At 63.5% G+C, this 20,860-nt stretch carries 18 protein-coding genes and 8 tRNA genes; 7 read left to right on the forward strand and 19 right to left on the reverse strand.

Annotation, left to right across the window (positions count from 1 at the left end):
- Nucleotides 1–31: 31 nt before the first annotated feature.
- The 5 genes from astA to ACWPWQ_RS13995 all read left to right on the forward strand — a co-directional run bounded on the left by astA (nt 32) and on the right by ACWPWQ_RS13995 (nt 4,330).
- On the forward strand, nt 32–1,051 hold the full coding sequence (gene astA, locus ACWPWQ_RS13975) for an arginine N-succinyltransferase (RefSeq protein WP_025326162.1): 1,020 nt from the start codon (nt 32–34) through the stop codon (nt 1,049–1,051).
- A 65-nt stretch (nt 1,052–1,116) separates the two neighbouring features.
- Nucleotides 1,117–2,586, forward strand: a complete 1,470-nt coding sequence (gene astD, locus ACWPWQ_RS13980; protein ID WP_454010061.1) for a succinylglutamate-semialdehyde dehydrogenase — start codon at nt 1,117–1,119, stop codon at nt 2,584–2,586.
- A 201-nt stretch (nt 2,587–2,787) separates the two neighbouring features.
- The gene (locus tag ACWPWQ_RS13985; protein WP_454010062.1) at nt 2,788–3,585 is read left to right on the forward strand and encodes a 2-oxoadipate dioxygenase/decarboxylase family protein; all 798 of its coding nucleotides are present in this window, start codon (nt 2,788–2,790) and stop codon (nt 3,583–3,585) included.
- 278 nt (nt 3,586–3,863) lie between these two features.
- Nucleotides 3,864–4,115 (forward strand): hypothetical protein, encoded by a 252-nt coding sequence (locus tag ACWPWQ_RS13990; protein WP_342059684.1) that lies wholly within the window; start codon nt 3,864–3,866, stop codon nt 4,113–4,115.
- Complete coding sequence (locus ACWPWQ_RS13995; protein WP_454010063.1) at nt 4,115–4,330, forward strand: hypothetical protein; 216 nt, start codon at nt 4,115–4,117, stop codon at nt 4,328–4,330. The genes ACWPWQ_RS13990 and ACWPWQ_RS13995 overlap by 1 nt, the downstream gene beginning before the upstream one ends.
- Nucleotides 4,331–4,337: 7 nt before the next feature.
- On the opposite strand, the gene ACWPWQ_RS14000 is transcribed toward ACWPWQ_RS13995, so the two are convergent.
- Nucleotides 4,338–4,934, reverse strand: a complete 597-nt coding sequence (locus ACWPWQ_RS14000) for an HAD family hydrolase (protein ID WP_454010064.1) — start codon at nt 4,932–4,934, stop codon at nt 4,338–4,340.
- A 172-nt stretch (nt 4,935–5,106) separates the two neighbouring features.
- Here ACWPWQ_RS14000 and ACWPWQ_RS14005 point away from each other — a divergent pair, with 172 nt between their 5' ends.
- Nucleotides 5,107–6,471 carry an MDR family MFS transporter gene (locus ACWPWQ_RS14005; protein ID WP_454010065.1) on the forward strand — a complete coding sequence of 455 codons (1,365 nt, stop codon included), beginning with the start codon at nt 5,107–5,109 and terminating at the stop codon, nt 6,469–6,471.
- A 78-nt stretch (nt 6,472–6,549) separates the two neighbouring features.
- Here the strand turns inward: ACWPWQ_RS14005 and ACWPWQ_RS14010 are convergent, their stop codons facing one another.
- From ACWPWQ_RS14010 to yqfB, 6 genes are all read right to left on the reverse strand, one after another.
- Complete coding sequence (locus ACWPWQ_RS14010; RefSeq protein WP_454010066.1) at nt 6,550–7,689, reverse strand: MFS transporter; 1,140 nt, start codon at nt 7,687–7,689, stop codon at nt 6,550–6,552.
- A gap of 10 nt (nt 7,690–7,699) precedes the next feature.
- The gene (locus ACWPWQ_RS14015) at nt 7,700–9,259 is read right to left on the reverse strand and encodes an ABC-F family ATP-binding cassette domain-containing protein (protein ID WP_454010067.1); all 1,560 of its coding nucleotides are present in this window, start codon (nt 9,257–9,259) and stop codon (nt 7,700–7,702) included.
- A 339-nt stretch (nt 9,260–9,598) separates the two neighbouring features.
- Nucleotides 9,599–11,233 carry an alpha-glucosidase gene (locus ACWPWQ_RS14020; RefSeq protein WP_454010068.1) on the reverse strand — a complete coding sequence of 545 codons (1,635 nt, stop codon included), beginning with the start codon at nt 11,231–11,233 and terminating at the stop codon, nt 9,599–9,601.
- 249 nt (nt 11,234–11,482) lie between these two features.
- The gene (locus tag ACWPWQ_RS14025; protein WP_247625780.1) at nt 11,483–11,863 is read right to left on the reverse strand and encodes a DUF1622 domain-containing protein; all 381 of its coding nucleotides are present in this window, start codon (nt 11,861–11,863) and stop codon (nt 11,483–11,485) included.
- A gap of 60 nt (nt 11,864–11,923) precedes the next feature.
- Nucleotides 11,924–12,844 carry an alpha/beta hydrolase gene (locus tag ACWPWQ_RS14030; protein WP_454010069.1) on the reverse strand — a complete coding sequence of 307 codons (921 nt, stop codon included), beginning with the start codon at nt 12,842–12,844 and terminating at the stop codon, nt 11,924–11,926.
- An 88-nt stretch (nt 12,845–12,932) separates the two neighbouring features.
- Nucleotides 12,933–13,265: a N(4)-acetylcytidine aminohydrolase gene (gene yqfB / locus ACWPWQ_RS14035; RefSeq protein ID WP_454010070.1), complete on the reverse strand. Its 333-nt coding sequence runs from the start codon at nt 13,263–13,265 to the stop codon at nt 12,933–12,935.
- Nucleotides 13,266–13,546: 281 nt separating this feature from the next.
- Here yqfB and ACWPWQ_RS14040 point away from each other — a divergent pair, with 281 nt between their 5' ends.
- Nucleotides 13,547–15,379, forward strand: coding sequence for an SLC13 family permease (locus tag ACWPWQ_RS14040; RefSeq protein WP_202046449.1), 1,833 nt, complete (start codon nt 13,547–13,549; stop codon nt 15,377–15,379).
- A 186-nt stretch (nt 15,380–15,565) separates the two neighbouring features.
- Here ACWPWQ_RS14040 and ACWPWQ_RS14045 read toward each other — a convergent pair.
- The 12 genes from ACWPWQ_RS14045 to ACWPWQ_RS14100 all read right to left on the reverse strand — a co-directional run bounded on the left by ACWPWQ_RS14045 (nt 15,566) and on the right by ACWPWQ_RS14100 (nt 20,836).
- Nucleotides 15,566–15,649 (reverse strand) — tRNA-Leu (locus ACWPWQ_RS14045).
- An 8-nt stretch (nt 15,650–15,657) separates the two neighbouring features.
- Nucleotides 15,658–15,734: transfer RNA gene (locus tag ACWPWQ_RS14050), tRNA-Met, on the reverse strand.
- Nucleotides 15,735–15,770: 36 nt separating this feature from the next.
- A tRNA-Gln gene (locus ACWPWQ_RS14055) sits at nt 15,771–15,845 on the reverse strand.
- A 147-nt stretch (nt 15,846–15,992) separates the two neighbouring features.
- A tRNA-Gln gene (locus tag ACWPWQ_RS14060) sits at nt 15,993–16,067 on the reverse strand.
- Between the two features lie 17 nt (nt 16,068–16,084).
- A tRNA-Met gene (locus tag ACWPWQ_RS14065) sits at nt 16,085–16,161 on the reverse strand.
- A gap of 36 nt (nt 16,162–16,197) precedes the next feature.
- Nucleotides 16,198–16,272 (reverse strand) — tRNA-Gln (locus ACWPWQ_RS14070).
- Between the two features lie 47 nt (nt 16,273–16,319).
- Nucleotides 16,320–16,394 (reverse strand) — tRNA-Gln (locus ACWPWQ_RS14075).
- A 13-nt stretch (nt 16,395–16,407) separates the two neighbouring features.
- Nucleotides 16,408–16,484 (reverse strand) — tRNA-Met (locus ACWPWQ_RS14080).
- Between the two features lie 235 nt (nt 16,485–16,719).
- Entirely contained in the window at nt 16,720–17,811 is a 1,092-nt protein-coding gene (gene ychF / locus ACWPWQ_RS14085; RefSeq protein WP_454010071.1) for a redox-regulated ATPase YchF, read from the reverse strand.
- Nucleotides 17,812–17,902: 91 nt separating this feature from the next.
- Entirely contained in the window at nt 17,903–18,028 is a 126-nt protein-coding gene (locus tag ACWPWQ_RS14090; protein WP_409241606.1) for a hypothetical protein, read from the reverse strand.
- Complete coding sequence (gene pth / locus ACWPWQ_RS14095) at nt 18,025–18,621, reverse strand: aminoacyl-tRNA hydrolase (protein WP_205642226.1); 597 nt, start codon at nt 18,619–18,621, stop codon at nt 18,025–18,027. The genes ACWPWQ_RS14090 and pth overlap by 4 nt, the downstream gene beginning before the upstream one ends.
- Nucleotides 18,622–18,802: 181 nt before the next feature.
- Nucleotides 18,803–20,836 carry a bifunctional metallophosphatase/5'-nucleotidase gene (locus ACWPWQ_RS14100; RefSeq protein ID WP_454010072.1) on the reverse strand — a complete coding sequence of 678 codons (2,034 nt, stop codon included), beginning with the start codon at nt 20,834–20,836 and terminating at the stop codon, nt 18,803–18,805.
- Nucleotides 20,837–20,860: the final 24 nt, after the last annotated feature.

Genomic DNA, 20,860 nt, shown 5'->3' on the forward strand with positions numbered 1-20,860 from the left:
ACCTGTCGTCAATGAAAGGGAGTTGTCATTTATGTTGGTTATCCGTCCTATCGAGCAGCGCGACTTCGCCGGCCTCAAGACCTGTGCCATCGAATCCGGCACCGGCATGACCTCGTTGCCGGTCAACGATGAACTGCTGCAACGCAAGATCGATGCCTCGACCCAGACCTTCCTGGACAAGCCCGCCGGCAAGGGCGATTGCCTCTACTTCTTCGTGGCCGAAGACCTGGAGACCGGCGAGATGGTCGGTACCTGCGCCATAGACGCGGCGGTCGGCCTGTCCCAGCCGTTTTACAACTACCACATCGGCAAGGTGGTGCACTCTTCCCCCAAGCTCGGCATCTACAACGTGGTGGAGACGCTCACCCTCTCCAACGACTACACCGGCAACTCCGAGCTGTGCACCCTGTTTCTGCGCGAATGTGCCCGCGAGGGGCTCAATGGCCGTCTGCTCTCCAAGCACCGCTTCCTGTTCATGGCCGAGCACCCCGAGCTGTTTGACAAGACCGTCTTCGCCGAGATGCGCGGCGTCTCCGATGAGAACGGTCACAGCCCCTTCTACGAGTGGCTGCAAAAGCATTTCTTCTCGATGGACTTTCCCACCGTCGATTACCTCACCGGCATCGGCAAGAAGCGCTTTATCGCCGAGCTGATGCCCAAGTACCCCATCTACGTGAACCTGCTGAGCAACGAGGCGCGCGCCGTCATAGGCCAGACCCACGAGAAGACCCGCCCGGCCATCAAGATGCTGCAGGACGAGGGCTTCGTGAACCGCGGCTATGTCGACATCTTCGATGCCGGCCCTACCGTCGAGTGCGACGTGAAGCACATCCGCAGCGTGCGCCGCAGCCAGAAGCTGGCGGTGCTGGTGGGTGAGCCCATCGGCGGTCACACCTACCTCGTCTGCAACGCCAGGTTCGAGCAATACCGCGCCTGCTACGGCAACATCCGGGTCGATCTGGACAAGCACGAAGCCATCATTCCGCCCAAGATGGCGGCCGCCCTCAAGGTGGAGAGTGGCGACATGGTTCGGGTCGTCGATCTGGAATAACGGGTCCATATCACCGCATTGAAGCAGGCTGCCGAGGCGGCCTGTGCACCACAGGGAGTGAATTGATGATGTCTTTAGTCCAGTTTATCGATGGCCAGTGGCTGGCCGGTGAAGGCAAGCCGTTCGAATCAAAAGATCCGGCCAGGAACGAAGTGATCTGGCAGGGGGGGGCGGCCAGCGCAGCCCAGGTGGATGCCGCCGTCAAGGCGGCCCGCGCGGCCTTCTACCATTGGTCCGATCTGGCCCTCGAGGATCGTCTGGCCATAGTGCGCCGCTATGCCGATCTGCTCGGCGAGCACAAGGAGGCGCTGGCCCTGACCATAGCCCGGGAAACCGGCAAGCCGCTGTGGGAGACCCGCACCGAAGTGGCGGCCATGCAGGGCAAGATCGCCATCTCCATCCGCGCCCATGACGAGCGCACCGGCACGGTCGAGAACCCCATGCCCGGTGCCAAGGCGTTCGTGCGCCACAAGCCCCACGGCGTGGTCGCCGTGTTCGGCCCCTACAACTTCCCGGGCCATCTGCCCAACGGTCACATAGTGCCTGCGCTTATCGCCGGCAACGCCGTGGTGTTCAAGCCCTCCGAGCTGACCCCCATGGTGGCCGAGGCCATGCTGAAGATCTGGCAGGAGGCGGGGCTGCCCAAGGGGGTGCTCAACCTGGTGCAGGGCGAGGTGGAGACCGGTAAGGCGCTGGCCGGCAATCCGGACATCGACGGCCTCTTCTTCACCGGCTCGTCCCGCACCGGCCACTTCCTGCACCAGCAGTTTGCCGGCCAGCCGGGCAAGATCCTGGCCCTCGAGATGGGGGGCAACAACCCTCTCATCGTCAAGGATGTGAGCGACATCGACGGTGCCGTCCATGCCATAGTCCAGTCCGCCTTCATCACTTCCGGCCAGCGCTGCACCTGCTCCCGCCGTCTGTTCGTGGAGCGCGGCGAGCGTGGCGATGCGCTGGTCAAACGGCTGGTGGAGGTGGTCGGCCAGATCAGGGTCGGTCTCTATGACGCCGCCGAACAGCCCTTTATGGGCGCCATGATCAGCGAGCGCGCGGCGCTCGGCATGGTCGAGGCCCAGGCCAACCTGCAAGTGCTCGGCGGCGAGAGCCTGCTCACCCTCAAGCACCTGGAGGCGGGCACCGGCTTTGTCTCCCCGGGCATCATAGACGTGACCGCGGTCAGCGCGCTGCCGGACGAAGAGTACTTCGGCCCGCTGCTGCAGCTCATTCGTTACGATGATTTCGATGCCGCCATCGACCAGGGCAACGCCACCAGCTTCGGCCTCTCCGCCGGCCTGCTCGGCGACAACGAGGCGGACTGGAATCACTTCTTCAAGCGGATCCGCGCCGGCATAGTCAACTGGAACAAGCCCATCACGGGCGCCTCCAGCGCCGCGCCCTTCGGCGGCATAGGTGCCTCCGGCAACCACAGGGCGAGCGCCTACTACGCCGCCGACTACTGTGCCTATCCGGTTGCCTCCGTCGAAGACAGCAAGGCGAGCATGCCGGATCAGCTGTCCCCGGGTTTGACGTTTTAATCGTTCATGGAGATAGCGATGCAGACGAGATGGCTCAATGCCGATGACTACTGTGTCATATCTCCGGTCTCCTCCGTCGAAGACAGCAAGGCCGCCATGCCGGATCAGCTGTCTCCCGGTCTGACCTTCTGATAACAAGAAAATAAAAGAGGGGCACTGAACAGGTGCCCTTGTCTGTACCCGCAATCAAAGGAAAGAGAGATGCAAAAGGATATCGAGACCCTGTTTGGCCATCTGTGGGACAACTACATTCAAGTCACCCCCAGTGCCCACAAGGTTCACCAACTGCTGGGGGGCGGTGCCCCCATCATCAACGATCACGTGGCGTTTCGGACCTACAACCTGCCCAAGCTCGGTCTCGAGAAACTGGCGGCCCACTTCCGCGCCCTGGGGTACGAGGAGAAGGGCGAGTATGTGTTCAAGGCCAAGAAGCTCTATGCCAAGCACTTCGAACATGCCGATCCCGATGCGCCCAAGGTGTTCATCAGCGAGCTGAAGGTGGAAGAGCTCTCGGAAGGCGCCCAGGCCATCATCCACAAGCTGGTGGATCAGGTGCCCGATCACCTCACCGACACCCCGGCCTTCCTCTACGCCGGCGCCCCCTGGCAGGTCTCCCACGCCGACTACCAGACCCTGCTGGCAGAGAGCGAGTATGCCGCCTGGATGGCCGCCTGGGGTTATCGTGCCAACCACTTCACCGTCAACATCAACCGCCTGAAGGACTTCGACACCATCCAGCAGGTCAACGAGGCGCTCAAGGCGGCGGGCTTCGTGCTCAATACCGTCGGCGGCGAGGTGAAGGGGGATCCCGAGGTGATGCTGGAGCAATCCTCCACCATGGCGGACAAGGCCGAGGTGCCCTTCAGCGACGGCGTGCGCACCATACCGAGCTGCTTCTACGAGTTCGCCCTGCGCTACCCCCAGCCGGACGGTGTGCTCTACCCGGGCTTCGTCGAGGCGTCCGCCGACAAGATCTTCGAATCCACCAACGCCATGTAACGGCGGTTGTTGGTAGAAACGCCCCGGACGGGGCGTTTTTTTATGGCACTTTGCGCCTGGCCTACGCCCCCTTGGCCCTGTGCTCCCGGGTTTTTCGCTGGCATGAAACTGCCCGCTTGAGCGGACCATCGGCCCTCTGGCGGTGGGTATCACGCCTTGTGCGGAGTCATGTCATGAAGAGCGTTCGGCCTGTTTGAGACTGCGTTGGCTACCCATTCGGGGTGAGCCAGTTTGCAACCGCCGGTGTAGAGTGGGGGTCCAATGCTTCGGAGCCCACCATGTCTCGCTATCACTTCTTCAAACAAGGCCAGTCATTTACCTATCTCGAACCCTGGGCGGTCGGTTATGACGATGAGCGTCGCCAACTGGTCGAGCAGGGGTTTGTGACTGTCGTTGCCCCCTCTTTTGCCGATACCCCGGCCGAGGTGCTGACGCTGTTGCAGAATCATGAGGCGCTGGAAGAGGAGCGCAGGGTGCACAATCCGTGGTACACAGTCGCCGGCATTCTCGGCCTGCTGGGGATGAGCTGATGGCCCTGTCTGGCAAGGGGGCCGGCGTTGCCACGCTGCTGCGCTGGTCTGTCTTGAAAGGGCCGCTCTGTCGCGGCCTGTTCAGCGTCCTGTTTATCTATCTGGTGTCCCTGCCGGCGGATCTCTATTTCACTTTCCATTGGGAGGTGGCCCTGGGCCTCTTCCTGCTCGCCTTCCTTGGCGGACTCTGGCAGCAGTGGCGGGCGCTTCGCTAACCTGGTCTCACACCCGCTGCAGCGCCCCTTCGGTGGCCAGCAATGTGGTCATGCCGCCGGCCTTGCCCGCCTGAATGCCGATGGGGGTGTCTTCAAACACCAGGCAGTTGGCGGGGTTGGCGCCGAGCAGCTCGGCTACTTTCAGGAAGGTGTCGGGGTGGGGCTTGTGGTTGGTCACGTCGTCGGCACTCACCAGCACGGGGATGAAGGCATCGAGGCCGGTATTTCTCAGTATGTGCGTCGCATGATCCCGGGTTGAGCCTGTGCCTATGCCCATGGGTACCTTGCCGTGGCAGCGCTTGACCAGCTCCCACATGGCGGGGAAGACGCGGACCTTGTCGATCCGCTCCAGGTAGAGGGCTATCTTGCGGCGGGCGAAGGCCTCCACGTCGATGGCCAGTCCGTGCTGCTCGGCTAGCATGGCCACTATCTTGCGGGTGGGAATGCCACCGTACTCGTTGAGCTGTGCCCGATCGAACGGCAAGCCGAACTCGGCGCTGGTGGTTTCCCAGGCATCCAGGTGCAGGGGCATGGAGTCCACCAGGGTGCCGTCCATATCGAAGATCAGGGCGTCGTATTGTTCAAACTGGAACTGCTCGGACATGGGGTACTTCCTCCTCGGCCAAAAGAGCACAGTACCAGATCCGCTCCCCGGATGCCGCGACCGTCGTCATGGTCGGGGCAGGTGGCGGGTTTGACCATGGGCTGCTGATTTATGAGACAATAATGCGCTCTGCGCCTCGGGTGCCGGCAACTCACAGTAGCGAGCCTCTTTTATGTCCCCAAAAACCGTCTTCTCAAGCGTGGCCCTGGTGATCGCCCTGGGCTCACTGGAAAAGAGCATAGTCACCACCCCCTTGCCCATCATAGGAGCCGAGCTGAACGCCGGCGCCGCCCTCACCTGGGTGGTGACCGCCTACCTGCTGGCGGCCACCGCCGCCCTGCCCATCTACGGCAAGCTGAGCGATCTGTTCGGTCGGGTGCGGATGCTCAACATCGGCATCGGCCTGTTTCTGGCAGGGTCCGTGGCCTGCGCCCTGGCCCAGGATCTGCCGACCCTGCTGGCGGCCCGTGTGCTGCAAGGATTGGGGGGCGGTGGCCTGATCGCGCTCGCCTTCACCGTCATCGCCGACTGCATTCCCCCGCGGGAGGTGGGCAAGTATCAGGGCTACATCTCGGCGGTCTATGCGGTCTCCAGCATCGCCGGCCCCCTGCTCGGGGGCTATTTCACCGAGCAGCTGAGCTGGCGCTGGATCTTCTGGATCAACCTGCCCCTCGGGGCCCTGGCGCTCTGGCTGGTGAACCGCAATCTGGGCCACCTCAACGTGCGCCGGCACAGCCGCTTCGACTGGAAGGGGGCGGGGCTGCTCATCACGGTCACCACCCTCTCCCTGCTGCTGCTCTCGCCGGAGACGGCGCTGTCCGCCATCTGGCTGGCGGCGGGGCTGGCCCTGGCCCTGCTGCTGCTCATCCTGGTGGAGCGACGGGCCCAGGATCCCATACTACCCGCCCATCTGGCCCGCTTGCCCGGTTATCTGGTGAGCGTGCTGCTGGCGCTGGCCTCGCAACTGCTGATGTTCGCCGTGCTGGTCTACCTGCCGCTGCAGATGCAGTGGCAGAAGGGGATGGGGGCCAGCGAGAGCGGCCTCTACATGGTTATCTTCATGGTCTGCATCACGGCGGGGGCCTTCGTCGGCGGCAAGCTGATCGGCCACTCCGGTCATTACAAGCGCTTCGTGGTGGCGGGCTTCGCCCTGGCGGCGCTGGCCCTGTGGCAGATCCACTTCGATCTCCTTGCCAATCTGGGGCTGGGCTTCGCCGGTCTGGGGCTGGGACTGGTGCTGCCGGCCCTCTCTGTGGTGGTGCAAAACGCCCTGCCGCGGGAAGATCGCGGCATCGGCATGTCGCTGTTCAACTTCGGCCGCGAGCTGGGGGGCGCGGTCGGGGTGGCCATCTGCGCCGTGCTGTTCCACAGGGCCCTGCCAGCCGGGACCAGCCACAACCTGGCGAGCCTGAGCCCGGCCGAGCTGGCCCCGGGGTTCAGCGCCACCTATGTGGGCATGGCGCTGATCGCCAGCGCCGCCTTCCTCGTCACGCTGCTGGCGTTGAAGCGCCACGAGCTGGCCAGCATCCCGGCCTGATGCGCTCCCTTGACACAAAAAAGGGCTCCCGAGGGAGCCCTTGTTGCGTGCGAGTCTGCGAGTCTGCGGGTCTGCCCATCAGACCCCGGGTCGGACGGGGCGCAGGGCGACGATGGCCCCGCCAAAGAGCGCCATGGCCAGCAGTGCCAGGGCCACAGGCCCCGCACTGTAGGCAAACCCGGCGACGGCAGACCAGAGCGCCACTCCAAGGTGCATCATGGTCATCGCCAGCGACATCAGCATGCCCCTGTGGGCCGACGAGAGCCCGGCAATGTGGCCTTGCAGGGCGGGGGATCCTATGCCGCCCGCCAGCGCCCAGAGTCCGAGCGGCAGCAGCAGGGCAGGCAGTGAGGCGGGAGAGAGATAGAAGCCGACGCTGACCGGCACGCAGACCACCAGGGCCAGGCGCATCAGGACGCGCCCGCTCTCGACCCGGCCAGACAAGCGGGGCATCAGCAGGTTGCCGATGACGCTGATGATGCCGAGGGCCCCATAGAGGAGCCCCACAGACCCCATCGACAGGCCCAGGGTGTCGCGCAGGTGCTGGCCGACCAGATTGAACAGGCCAATGCCGCCGCCCAGGCCCAGGCACATGGCCAGCAGGGCGCCGGCCGCACCCGGGATGGCCAGCAGGCGGACGCCCTTATCCTCCTGCTGCGTCGCCGATGTGTCTGCCAAAGACCTGCCGGCGGGCAGCAGGGCCAGGGCCGCCGCCACTCCCCAGGCACAGAGGCCGAGCAGGATAAAGGCGGCGCGCCAGGAGTGCCACTGCGCGAGCAGCGCCCCCAGTGCCGGGCTCGCTATCATGCCCAGCGTCAGGCCGGACTGCACCCAGGCAATGCGCTTCATGGCATCCCTCCCAGTGCCGTCTGCCGCCAGGGCAAAGGCGATGGGCAGCATGCCGGCACTGGCGAGGCCGGTGAGCACCCGGCTTGCCAGCCCCCACTCGAAGCTATCGACCAGACCGGTGGCGATGGAGGCGGCCCCGAACAGCAGGGCGGCGGGCAGCATGATGCTCACCCTGCCGAGGCGATCCGAGAGGCTGCCGAGCAGGGGGGCGATCAGCGCCAGCGCCAGGCTGTAGGCGGTGATGAACAGCGTGACCCGCTCGGGCTGGACCCCCAGCTCCCGGCCTATGGGGGTCAGCAGGGGGCCCAGCATCAGCTCATCGGCACCCACCAGGAACGCAATAAAAAAGAGCAATACTTTCAATAACATGATCTTCACCTTACGCATGTGATACCGAGTTGCGGGCCGCGAGGGCGTGAATGTCCAGCACCCGGTCCGGCCAGCCGGCCACGAAGGCCTGCTCGTGGCAGACCACCACCACAGTCCCGGCATAGTCCTGCAACGCCTGTTGCAGGGCCGCCTTGAGGGTGGCATCCAAATGGGTGGTCGGTTCGTCCAGGAGCAGCAGGTTGCTGGGTTGCAGGGCCAGTCGGCACAGTTTCACCCTGGTCTGCTCCCCGCCACTCAGGGCGGCGATCGGTTGCAGTGCCAGCTTGCCCGTGATGCCGACCCGGGCCAGATGCAGCCTGGCGCACTTGTCATCGAGGGCGGGGCAGGCGGCCTTCACCAGGGCGAGCGGGCTGGCATCCGGATGCGGCCAGTGCAGCGCCTGTTCGAAGTAGCCCGCCTTGACCCCGGGGGCGAGACTGAGCCCACCGCCCAGGGGGGCCAGTTCTCCCGCCAGCGTCTTGAGCAGGGTGGACTTGCCGACGCCGTTGAACCCGGCGATCACCACCTTCTCCCCCCGGCTGAGGGTCAGAGTCAGGGGCGCCAGCAGCGCGCGATCATGGCCGATGACCAGTTCAGAGGCGGCGAGCACCTGTTGGCCGCCGCCCCCGGCGCTGCGAAACGCGAGGGAGACCCCCTTGTCCCGCTCCGGGCTGGTCAGGCGCTCGATGCGCGCCAGCTGCTTCTTGCGGCCGTTGGCGATGCTGGCGTTGACCCCGGCGCCGTTCTTGGCGATGAACCGCTCCAACTTGTCGATCTGCCTCTGCTGCGCCTGGTATTGCCGGGTGTGAGCGACATCATCCGCCCCCTTCTGGGCCATGGCCTTGTCGAGGTTGCCCTGGTATTTGCGAAGCTGCAGGCGATCGATATCGCAGATGCCGGTGGCGATGCGGTTCACGAAATCCCTGTCGTGGGAGACCACCAGGAAGGCGCCCGTGAAGCCTTCCAGGTAGCTTGCCAGCCAGGCGACGTGGGCGCTGTCCAGGTAGTTGGTCGGCTCATCGAGCAGCAGCAGATCCGGCGAGCGCAGCAGCAAGCCGGCCAGCATCACCTTGTGGCGCTGGCCGCCGCTCAGACAGGCCAGGCGGGTCTGCATGCCGAGCTGGGTGAGGCCAAGGCCGGCGGCCACCTCGTCGATCCGGCTCTCTATCTGGTAAAACGACTGGCTCTCCAGGGTGGTCTGGAGGCTGGCGGCCAGGGCCAGCTGATGGGGCTGGGCACAGCGCGCCGGGCTGGCATAGATGGCCATCATCTCCGCCTCGGCCCGATAGAGGGGGGCAAAGGCCGTTTGCAGATATGCCCGTATCGTCAGTTGCCCGTCCAGCTCCGCATGCTGGTCGAGATAGCCCCGGTCAAGACCGGGCTGCCAGAGAATATCCCCGGCGTCAGGTTGGCGCTCCCCCTGGAGCAGCTTGAGCAGGGTGCTTTTGCCGACGCCGTTCCTGCCGGTGATGCAGATATGTTCGCGGGGAAGCAGGGTGAAGCTGGCGTCCTGGTACAGTGTCTTGTCACCGAGGTGACAGGTCAGATGGTGAATGCTGAGCAGACTCATGGTGCTATATCCATAAAAAAACGGGGGCGGTACTTGGCGTACCGGCCCCCGTTCCAAGCAATGTTGAAACTTTGTCCTGAAGATCAGAAACAAAAAGGCCGGCGATGAAGCATCTCGCCGGCCTTTTTCCTGTTCTCATCAGATGCGGGGTCGCCTCCCTCTCTGGAGGGCGCAAGCGCTATCTGATGAAGATTCAGAAGAGATGGGCTCCGGGCAACACTTCATCGTGTTAGTGCACGGAGCACAGCCTCCTGACAGAGCATTTGAACAGGATGTACAACATTGCAGAGCAGTCCAACATGAAATCTGGACGCAAAATACGCAGATCCCTGGGGAGAGTCAACCCGAACGCCCCTGACCTGGCCTGCTCAGCTCGGTTCTATGGGTGTCTGGCGCGAGCGCCATGGCGGGCTCCACGAGAAGCCAGACCGCCGTCTGGTAGGGCGCAAAGCAGCACTCTGGCTGGCCGGGGTAGTTGCCCATCAGCAAGCTGGCGCCGCTGTCTAGCTTGTCAAAATGGGGCATGGGCAAGGGGTCTGCGGTGAGATTGGCGAGCAACAGCAGCACTTGCGTCTGGCCGGTGGCGGGATCCCGCCAGCGGCGGCGGTAGCCGATGCGCAGGGGATCGTCCCCATCCAGCAGCTCGAAGTCGCCATGGCGAATGACGGGGTGGGCCTTGCGCAATGCAATCAGCCGGCGATAGCAGTGAAACAGGGAGTCGGGGCGGGCCAGCTGCTCGGCGGCGTTGATTTCAACGTGGTTGGCGTTGAGCGCGATCCAGGGCTCTGCCGTGCTGAAACCGGCCCGGGGGCTCGAGTCCCACTGCATCGGGGTGCGGGCGTTGTCGCGGCCGATGGTATCGAGGCGGCGGGCGAGCTCGGCGGGCGCCAGATCCGGCTGGCTGGCGCTGTAGTTGATGGCCTCCACATCGCGCAGCTCCTCTGGCTGCCAGCGGCGGTTGGTCATGCCAAGCTCCTCCCCCTGATAGATGAAGGGGGTGCCCTGCATCATGTGCAGCACCAGGGCCCACTGCTTGGCACTCAGCTCGCGCCATTCGGTGCTGTCGTTGCCGAAGCGGGAGACGGCGCGGGGCAGGTCGTGGTTACCCAGAAACAGGCTGTTCCAGCCCTGGCCGTGCAGCCCGCTCTGGTGGCGGGCCATGGCTCCTTTGAAGGTGAGGGGGTCAAAGCGGGAGGTCCATTTGCCCTGCCCCAGCCCCAGGTGCTCGAAGTTGAACACCATGCTGAACTCGCTGTCATCCGGGTTCGAATAGCGCCGCATCTGGGCCAGATCTGCCCCCCAGGTCTCACCGACCGTGATGATCCCCTTGCCGCCGAAGCTGGCGTCGCTCAGCTCGCGGATATAGTCGTGCAGGCGGGGGCCGTTGCTCATGGCAAGGGGCGACCACGCCTTGCTCACCATGTCGATCACATCGAAGCGAAACCCCATGATGCCCCTGGCCAGCCAGAAGTTGATCACCTCCGCCATCTCGGCCCGCACCGCCGGGTTGTCCCAGTCCAGATCGGCCTGGCTCGCATCGAAGTTGTGCAGGTAGTAGCTGCCGAGCGCCGGCACGAATTCCCAGGCGCTGCCGCCGAAGATGGAGTCCACCGGGTGGGCATCGACGAAGGCCTGGTCCCGAAAGACGTAGTAGGCCTGATAGCGGGGATCCCCCGCCAGCGCCTGCCTGAACCACTGATGTTCGGTGGAGGTGTGGTTGGCGACTATGTCCATCATGATGCCCATGCCGCGGGCGGCCGCCTCGGCAATGAGCGAGTCCATCTCCGCCAGGGTGCCGAAGGCGGGGTCGATGGCGCGGTAATCCGCCACGTCGTAGCCGTTGTCCCGCCTGGGGGAGCGATAAACGGGGGTGAGCCAGAGCAGGTCCACTCCGAGCGTCGCCAGGTAGTCCAGGCGCTGGCGGATGCCGTTGATGTCCCCCATGCCATCGCCGTCGCTGTCCTGAAAACTCATGGGGTAGATCTGGTAGATAACGCACTGCTCGAGAGCGAGAACGGGGTGAGGATGCATCAGCGCGGCCGGTGGCGAAGTGGTCCTGCCATGTTACGCAGAGGGCGCCGGGGACGACAGGGTGGGGAGGGTCCTGAAAAGGGTTCCATTATTGGCTGATTGCCAAAACTGCGGGCAGGGTCACAACAGCGCCATCCCGACCAGGGCGTGGTCGGGATGGCGGCGAACTCATATGGTTGCCGGCATGGGCCCTTATCGGGTCGCTTCGGTCTGTCCGGCGCCGGGTGCCCGCTGACGCTCGGCCTGGGCGTCCAGCTCCTTGCCGAGGAAGTAGTTCAGGAAGGTGCGGATCACCGCGATGATGGCGAGGCGGACGAGCTCCTCCTTGCTCGGCGCGACCGTGGTGGCCAGGATGTCGGCGGCGAGCTGGAACTCCAGGGCCAGGATGAGCCAGCTGCCGAAGCAGAGGCGAATGCGCGGAAAACCGGGCTCGTGATCCCGCACCCGGGCTGCCAGCCAGAGGGTCTTGCCAAGCCCAATCACCACGCAGGCGATGGAGATGATCTCCAGCAGCAGCTGGAACAGCTCGACCCCGTGCATCATGCCCTCTTTCAGGCTCGCTATCTCAAACACTGGGATTACCTCGCTGATTCAAAAGAGACACTTTTAGCACGGCATGGGGCCGGATCCAACTCAGAGCCCCTTGAGCAGCATGGCGACCTGCGCGATGGCATGACGGGCCGCAGGGCTGATGCCCGCCAGCTGGAAGAAACCGTGGATCACCCCGAGCTGCCGCTGACAGGTAGCCGTAACACCGGCTTGCAGCAGTTTGCCATAGAGGGCTTCCCCCTCGTCACGCAGGGGATCGTACTCGGCCGTGAGGATATGGGTGGGCGGCAGCCCCGCAAGATCAGGATGGTGCAGCGGGCTCGCCTCGGGATGGCTGGCGGGCAGCTCGCCCAGATAGGCCTGAAACCCGCTGAGCAGCATGTCGCGAGTGATGAGGTAGTCCTCACCGAGCTGCTGATAGCTGTCACTGTCGCCCGCAGCATCGAGCATGGGATAGATGAGGATCTGGGCGGCGGGCAGTGGCGCTCCCGCCGCTTTGAGCCGCAAGGTGGTGACCAGGGCGAGGTGGCCACCGGCACTGTCGCCTGCGAGTGCGACCCGCCCGGGATCGCCGTGCCACTGCGGCAGCGCGGCCAGGATGGCGAGGGTCGCTGCCAGCGCGTCGTCATGGGCGGCAGGATAGGTATGCTCGGGGGCGAGGCGGGTGTGCACGGCAAACACCAGGGCATGGGCGCTGTTGCACAGCATCCGCATCTGGCGATCGTGGGTCTCGAAATCCCCGCTGACGAAACAGCCGCCGTGGAAATAGATCAGCACCGGATAGGCGGGGCAAGGGGGGCACTTGGGCCGGTAGAGCCGGATGGCGTAGTGATCGGCCTGCCACTCTTCGATGGCGCCCACCTCTGCCCGCTCGCCCCCCAAGACGGCAGAGGCAAGATAGCCCTCACGCCGCTCTTGCCAGCTCAGGCCGCTCGCCTTGGGGCGACCCGCGGCGATGAAGTCCGCCATCATGGCCGCAATGGCCGGTTCAAGTTGTGTATTCATAACGCACCCATTAACTGTATATAAAAACAGGTATTGTGCGCTTTTGGCCCGGGAGCGCAACCGGCGTTAGCTGAGGCAGCTCACAAAATCAGGCTTCAATCAGTGTGAATTCAATTACATAGAGCGGCGGCAGTGCGGGGTAGATGTCCCGGATGACGGTTTTGAGCTCGGCGAGGGTCATGTTCTCCTGGCGAGCGTGCTCGTCGGTCAGCTCATCGAAGGCCACGGGGGTGACCGAGAGCACCTCTATGACACCAAAGGGCTGGTGCTCCGGATTGGTGAAGAGTGCGAGCCGCTGGCCGGGCTGCCAGTTGGCCTCGCTCTCGTCGCGGATGGTGATGGTCTTGCGGCCGGACTGGATATCGGCGACGAAGCGGCCGAAGAAGGTGAATTCCGGGTAGGTTGGGGTGTGAACAGACATCTTCTCTCCGAAGGACAAGGGGTGGGCAGGGGCCGGATCAGCCAGCGGCTGGCCCATTCTAGGTGCACCATTGAGGGCGCGCAGCACTTTTTGCCCGGGCGCGCGAGGGGCGGGCGCCGGTGCCCTTGCTCTGCCGTGCAAAGTGGCCGCAACTGAACCCGAATGTGCGATGATGTGGGCTCCTCTTTCTTGATATGTAACAAAATGGAGGGGGACTGGCTGTGGTCTGATGGCGTCTGGCGCGGTTCTCCGCCCGGCGGACATGAACGAAAGGAGCGAGTGTGAATTCCGAGTTGATCTGGGTGCTCAGTATGCTGGTGGGCGCCATCTTCCTGTTTATTACCAACAGGGTGCGCATGGATGTGGTGGCCTTGTTGATCATCATCCTGTTCGTGTTGAGCGGCACCCTGACGCTGCCACAGGCGCTGGCGGGGTTCAGCGATCCCAACGTCATCCTGATCGCCGCCCTGTTCGTGGTGGGGGAGGGGCTGGTGCGCACCGGCATCGCCTACCAGGTGGGGGATGCCCTGGTGAAGGTGGCGGGCAGCAGCGAGACCCGGCTGCTGGTGCTGCTGATGGTGGCGGTGGCGACCCTGGGGGCCGTGATGAGCAGCACAGGGGTGGTGGCCATCTTCATCCCCGTGGTGCTGAGCGTGGCGAACCGGATGGGGATCCCGGCGGGACGGCTGATGATGCCCCTCGGCTTTGCCGGTCTCATCAGCGGCATGATGACGCTGGTGGCCACGCCGCCCAACATGGTGGTGAACAGCGAGCTGATGCGCCATGGCATCCAGGGCTTCGGCTTCTTCGGTTTCACCCCCATGGGGGTGCTGATCCTCGGGCTTGGGGTGATCTACATGCTGCTGATGCGTCACCGTCTAGTACACGAGGGGGAAGAGGGCAAGGGCAAGCAGGCGGGGCGCAGCACAATGCGCGACCTCATCCGCGACTATCGCCTGGCCGGCCGGGCGCGCCGCCTGGCGATCCGCCCCGATTCTCCCCTGATAGGCCAGACCCTGGACGAGCTGCAACTGCGTGCCCGCTTCGGGGCCAACGTCATCGGGCTGGAGCGCTGGCGCAAGTTTCGGCGGGTGATGGTGACCGTCTCCGGCGTCACCGAGTTCCAGGCCAAGGACGTGCTGCTCATCGACATGTCCGACCCCGAGGTGGATGTGCGGGAGTTTTGCAGCGAGGCGCGGCTCGAACCCATGATATTGCGCGGGGAGTACTTCTCGGATCAGGCGCGGGAGGTGGGCATGGCCGAGGTCTCCCTCATTCCGGGATCCCGGCTGCTCGGCAAGAGCATCCGCGAGGTGACCTTCCGCTCCCGCTACGGCCTGAGCGTGGTGGGGATCCGCCGCAACGGCGAGGCGCTCACCGGCAAGCTGGTGGATGAGCCGCTGCTGATGGGGGACAGCCTGCTGGTGGTGGGCAACTGGAGCCTCATTCGCCAGTTGCAGACCCACCACAGGGATTTCCTGCTGCTCGGCCTGCCCGCCGAGGTGGACGAGATGGCGCCGGCCCGCAGCCAGGCCATCCACGCTCTGATCGCCCTCGCGGTCATGATAGTGCTGATGGTGACGGATCCCGTGCCCAACGTCATAGCGGCGATCATCGCCTGCCTGCTGATGGGCAAGTTCCGCTGCATCGACATGGAGAGCGCCTACAAGTCCATCCACTGGCCGACCCTGATCCTGATCGTCGGCATGTTGCCCTTCGCCCTGGCGTTGCAGAAGACCGGCGGGGTGGATCTCATCGTCGGCGGGCTGATCTCGGCGGTGGGGGAGATGGGGCCCCGTGTCATGCTGGCCAGCCTGTTCGTGCTCTGCGCGGCCATCGGGCTCTTCATCTCCAACACGGCCACCGCTGTGCTGATGGCGCCCATTGCGCTCGGCACGGCCCAGCAGATGGGGGTCTCTCCCTATCCCTTCGCCATGACCATCGCCATTGCCGCCTCGGCGGCCTTCATGACGCCGGTCTCCTCACCGGTCAATACCCTGGTGCTCGGGCCCGGCAACTATAAGTTCATGGACTTCATCCGCGTGGGCGTGCCCTTCACCCTGCTGGTGATGGTGGTGAGCGTCATCGCCATTCCCTGGTTCTTCCCGTTCTGACAAGGGGAAACAGAGACAAGCGGCCTGCGGGCCGCTTTTTAGTGGCCATCAATCCCGCCGCTGCGGGGGAGGTCCTGGGCTGACAAGCCAGTGAGCAGGGAGAACGGCAGGGAAGGAGAGGAGACAAGGGCTGAAATCCGGGCACAAAAAAACCAGCATGAGCTGGTCTGTTTGGTACTGCCTTGATGGTGCGGAAGGAGAGACTCGAACTCTCACGCCTAGGGCGCCAGAACCTAAATCTGGTGCGTCTACCAATTTCGCCACTTCCGCAATATTAATGGTGGCTATGACGGGATTCGAACCTGTGACCCCCGCATTATGAGTGCGATGCTCTAACCAACTGAGCTACATAGCCGTCTTGTGACCGACTCTCGTCGAAAACAAGTAAAAATGGCTGGGGTACTAGGATTCGAACCTAGGGATGGCGAGATCAAAACCCGCTGCCTTACCGCTTGGCGATACCCCAACTGTGCTCCTCGGCAGTCATGAGACTGGCCAAAGAACTTTTAAAAATGGCTGTGGCACTAGGATACGAACCTAGGAACGTTGACGAGATTAAAAACCTCTTACGTTTACCACAGTGTTCACCGACAAGTTCGATGAACGGCAATAATGGCTGGGGTACTAGGATTCGAACCTAGGGATGGCGAGATCAAAACCCGCTGCCTTACCGCTTGGCGATACCCCAACTGAACAACTTGTAAATGGTGGCTATGACGGGATTCGAACCTGTGACCCTCGCATTATGAGTGCGATGCTCTAACCAACTGAGCTACATAGCCGTCTTGTGACCGACTCTCGTCGAAAACAAATAAAAATGGCTGGGGTACTAGGATTCGAACCTAGGGATGGCGAGATCAAAACCCGCTGCCTTACCGCTTGGCGATACCCCAACAGTGCTCCTCGACAGTCATGAGACTGGCCAAAGAACTTTTAAAAATGGCTGGGGTACTAGGATTCGAACCTAGGGATGGCGAGATCAAAACCCGCTGCCTTACCGCTTGGCGATACCCCAACTGAATGATTAATGGTGGCTATGACGGGATTCGAACCTGTGACCCTCGCATTATGAGTGCGATGCTCTAACCAACTGAGCTACATAGCCAACCGTGCTTCCAGTGAGTCGTTGCCTCGTCACTGTGCGGCCGGAATTATGCGTATCTGGCTCTGGGGCGTCAACCCTTTTTTTGCCAGAAAAACCGAATTTGGGTGCGTTTGGCGAGTTATTGGACGCTGTCGCGCAAAAGCCCAACAATCTGGTTTTTTTTGCGACATTTGGGAGCAGATCCGCAACCTGCGCCCATAACAAAGAGGCCAGCAAATGCTGGCCTCTCATGGGGTTAGACGTTGAACAGGAAGTTCATGATATCGCCATCCTTGACGATGTAGTCTTTCCCTTCGGCGCGCATCTTGCCCGCTTCCTTGGCGCCTTGCTCACCCTTGTAGGTGATAAAGTCGTCGAAGGCGATGGTCTGGGCGCGAATAAAGCCTTTTTCAAAGTCGGTGTGGATCTTGCCCGCCGCCTGCGGGGCGGTGGCGCCGACCGGAATGGTCCAGGCGCGCACTTCCTTCACCCCGGCGGTGAAGTAGGTCTGCAGGTTCAGCAGCTCGTAACCTGAGCGGATCACCCGGTTCAGACCCGGCTCTTCGATCCCCAGATCGGCCATGAACTCGGCGCGGTCGGCGTCGTCCAGCTCGGCGATGTCCGCCTCGATGGCGCAGCAGACCACCACCACAACGGCGTTCTCGGTGGCTGCGATCTCACGCACCTTGTCGAGGAAGGGATTGTTGTCGAAGCCATCTTCCGCCACGTTGGCGATGTACATGGTGGGTTTCAGGGTCAGGAAGTTGAGGTGGGCAACGGCCGCCAGCTCTTCCTTGTCCAGCTTCATGCCGCGGATCATCTGGCCGTTTTCCAGGGCAACCCGAATCTTTTCCAGGGTCTCCACTTCCAGCTTGGCATCCTTGTCGCCGCCCTTGGCGCGCTTGGACTGACGGTGGATGGCGCGCTCGCAGGCGTCCAGATCCGACAGAGCCAATTCGGTATTGATCACCTCGATGTCATCGGCCGGGGAGACCTTGCCCGCCACGTGGATGATGTTCTCGTCCTCGAAGCAGCGCACCACGTGACCTATGGCTTCGGTCTCGCGGATGTTGGCCAGGAACTGGTTGCCCAGACCCTCGCCCTTGGAGGCGCCCGCCACCAGACCGGCGATGTCAACGAACTCCATGGTGGTCGGCACCACGCGCTGGGGGTTGATGATGGCCGCCAGCTGGTCGAGGCGGGGATCCGGCATGGGGACCACACCCGTGTTCGGCTCAATGGTGCAGAACGGGAAGTTGGCGGCTTCGATGCCGGCCTTGGTCAGCGCATTGAACAGGGTGGATTTGCCTACATTGGGCAGGCCCACGATACCGCATTTAAAACCCATGAATTGTTACCTTACGTGATGGATGCTGTGAGGGGCCACGCGGGCAGCCCTGTCATATTGTGCGAGCCTGACTCAGGTCAGGCATCTGTATTCAGACTTTCTCGGCCTTGAAGCTGTGCAGCCGGTTCATGGCCTTGGTCATGTCCTGCTTGAACAGGATGTCGGTGGCGTGTAGATCGGAATTCGTCCAGTGCACCACCGACCAAAATCGGTTCAAACTTTCTCGGCCTTGAAACTGTGTAAACGATTCATAGCCTTGGTCATGTCCTGCTTGAACAGGATGTCGGTGGCGCGCAAAGACTCATCCAGTGCGGCCTCGATCAGGCTCTGTTCACTGCTGGGCGCCTTGGTCAGCACGAAACCGGCGACCAGCTCCTTGGCACCGGGATGACCTATCCCGAGGCGCAGCCGGAAGAAGTTATTGTTGTTGCCCATCCTGGCGATGATGTCTTTCAGGCCATTGTGGCCGCCGTGACCGCCGCCCTGCTTGAACTTGGCGATGCCGGGGGGCAGGTCCAGTTCGTCGTGGGCCACCAGTATCTCCTCCGGGGCTATCTGGTAGAAGCGGGCCAGGGCCGCCACCGCCTTGCCGGAGAGGTTCATGTAGGTGTTCGGGATGAGCAGCCGCACATCCTGCCCCTCCACCAGGAAGCGGGCGGTGTGGCCGAAGAACTTGGGCTCTTCGCGCAGGCTGACATTGTGCCAGCGGGCTAGCTGCTCCACATACCAGGCTCCCGCGTTGTGGCGGGTCTTGGCATATTCGGGGCCGGGATTACCCAGCCCGACAATCAGTTTGATTTGATGGGTCACGCTTGATGTCTTCACTCGCTACTTGCCATGAGCGGATGGCCCGGGGCAATGGGACGCAATATTCTAGCCGCCGAGTGGCGATCACTCAACCAAAGCTCGGCGAGCGGGGGGAATAACCCGGGAACCGGGTGCCAACGATCGCCAAAACGGGCCTGGTCAGGCCCGTTTCTGACGCAGCGGCTCAAGGGACGTCGGCTTGACCAGCACGCAGCAGGGTCACCGTCTCTTCATCCAGGGCGGTCACCAGGGGGCGGGCATGACGCACATAGTCCACGAACGAGGCTGCGTCTGTGCCGCAATCCACCTTGGCCGCCTTGCAGTCGAGGGCCTTGCCCGGCCCATAGACGGCGCTGAGCTGTTCGCCGCGCTGTGCCACTGCCAGCACCGGGAAGGCGGTCAGCTGGCCCGCGACCCAGGCGAGATCCACCCGCTCGGCACTCTGGCTCTCTGGACTCTGATTCTCTGGGCTCTGGCGCTGGGCCCGTGCCAGGGCCTGCCAGCCGTCGTTGCCGTTGGCGCTGTAGGCGTTGGTCACCACCCGGTAGCGCTTTGTATCCACTAGATCCTGCCACTGACCCCCGGCCGTTTTCCACTGCAGGCGGGTCAGCTGGCCCGCCTTGCCTGCGTCGGTCTCATGGAAGCTGTAACGCAGGTGGCCGCCATAGGGGAACTTGCCCGCATGGGCGCTGGCGGGCAGGGTGGCGGTGATGGTCTCGGTCAACAGGGCCCGCACCTCGGCGCCGGAGAGGGTCAGCACGGTGAGCGGGTTCTTGAACGGCAGCAGGCTGAGGGCCGCCTCCCCTTCACGCAGTTCACCGGCGGGCAAGTCGGCGCGCACGCCCCCCACCGCCAGCAGGGCGAAGTCGACCGGGCCGCCGGTCAGGGCCTGCACCTGCGGGGTGTTGGCCCAAAAATATTGGCCTTCCGCCACCAGGGGCGCGACGTCGGAGCCGTGGTGGTCGCTGCCGTTGTCGCCGGGGCGGCGGGCATTTTGCAACGGCGCGGGAAGGGTGCCGATGACGGGGCCGTAGGCCTGCTCCAGCGCCGGTTTGTAGTGGCTGTCGATGATGCCGCGCAGGCGCGGATCCTCATCCACCGTCACCAGGTTGGGCTGGGCGTCGATGAACTTGCCGGCCTGCTGGCTGCGGGTCTTGTCCAGCGTCTGCTGACGGGCCGGATCGGCGAAGAAGTCGCGGCTGGCCAGCAGCTGGTTCTGACCCTTGCAGGCGATGACCCGGCCCTGGGCGTCGAAGCTGACCCGGGCAAGGCCGATGGCCTGGGCGTAGGATCCCGCCTGCACCACGCAGGTCAGGCCGACGCCGTCCGGATTGGTGACCAGCGCCGCGTATTCCCCCGTCTTGCCCCAGCCGATGTTGCGAAAATCACCGAGCAGGCTGTGGGAGTGGCCGCCGACGATGGCATCGATGCCATTCACCCTGGCCGCCAGCGCCAGATCCCGGGCGTTGCCGATGTGGGTGAGGGCGACGATTCGGTTTATCCCTCTGGCTTGCAGCAGGTCGACCGTGGCCTGGGCCGAGGTCACTTCCTTGGCAAAGCGCAGCTTGCCGACGTTGGGGGAGATGTTGACCATGTCCTCCAGCACCAGCCCGACGACGGCGACCAGCTGCTTGTCTGCGGGCAGATGGTCGAGATCGGTGACCGGGCTCTTCTGGTTGCCATCGAAGGCATAGACCACGAAGGGCTTGAGGTTGCTGGCCTGGCTCAGATCCGGATCGTCGCGGCTGTCCAGATTGGCGGCCAGCACCGGGAAGTTCACACCCTGGATGAAGCGGGCCAGCTTCTGGTTGTCGAGATCGAACTCGTGGTTGCCAAGGGCCATGGCATCCAGGCCGAACTGGCTCAGCAGCTCGGCATTGGCCATCCCCTCGTTGAGCTTGAAGTAGCCGCTGCCCTGCCAGGCATCGCCGCCGTGCAGCAGCAGTATCGGCTGGTTCTTGGCGAGCGCCTCGGCCTGGAAGGCTTTCGTCATGGTGAGCAGGCGGGGATAGCCGCCGAGGCGGGTGTAGAGGGTGTCGGTTTCCCCCTGCCTGCCGAAGAGGGGCCCCTTCAGCTCGGCATTGACCGGGTCGAACTGGGAATGGGTGTCGTTCATGTGTGCCAGGGTCAGGGTGAAGGGCGGATCCTGCTGGCCGGTCAGGCAGGCAGAGAGCAGGGCGCACAGCGGGAGGAGAGTGAGGAGACGCAAGCACTTCATGGGGACATCCTTAACCTGCGGGGG

This window comes from Aeromonas sp. Marseille-Q7275, assembly GCF_965119515.1.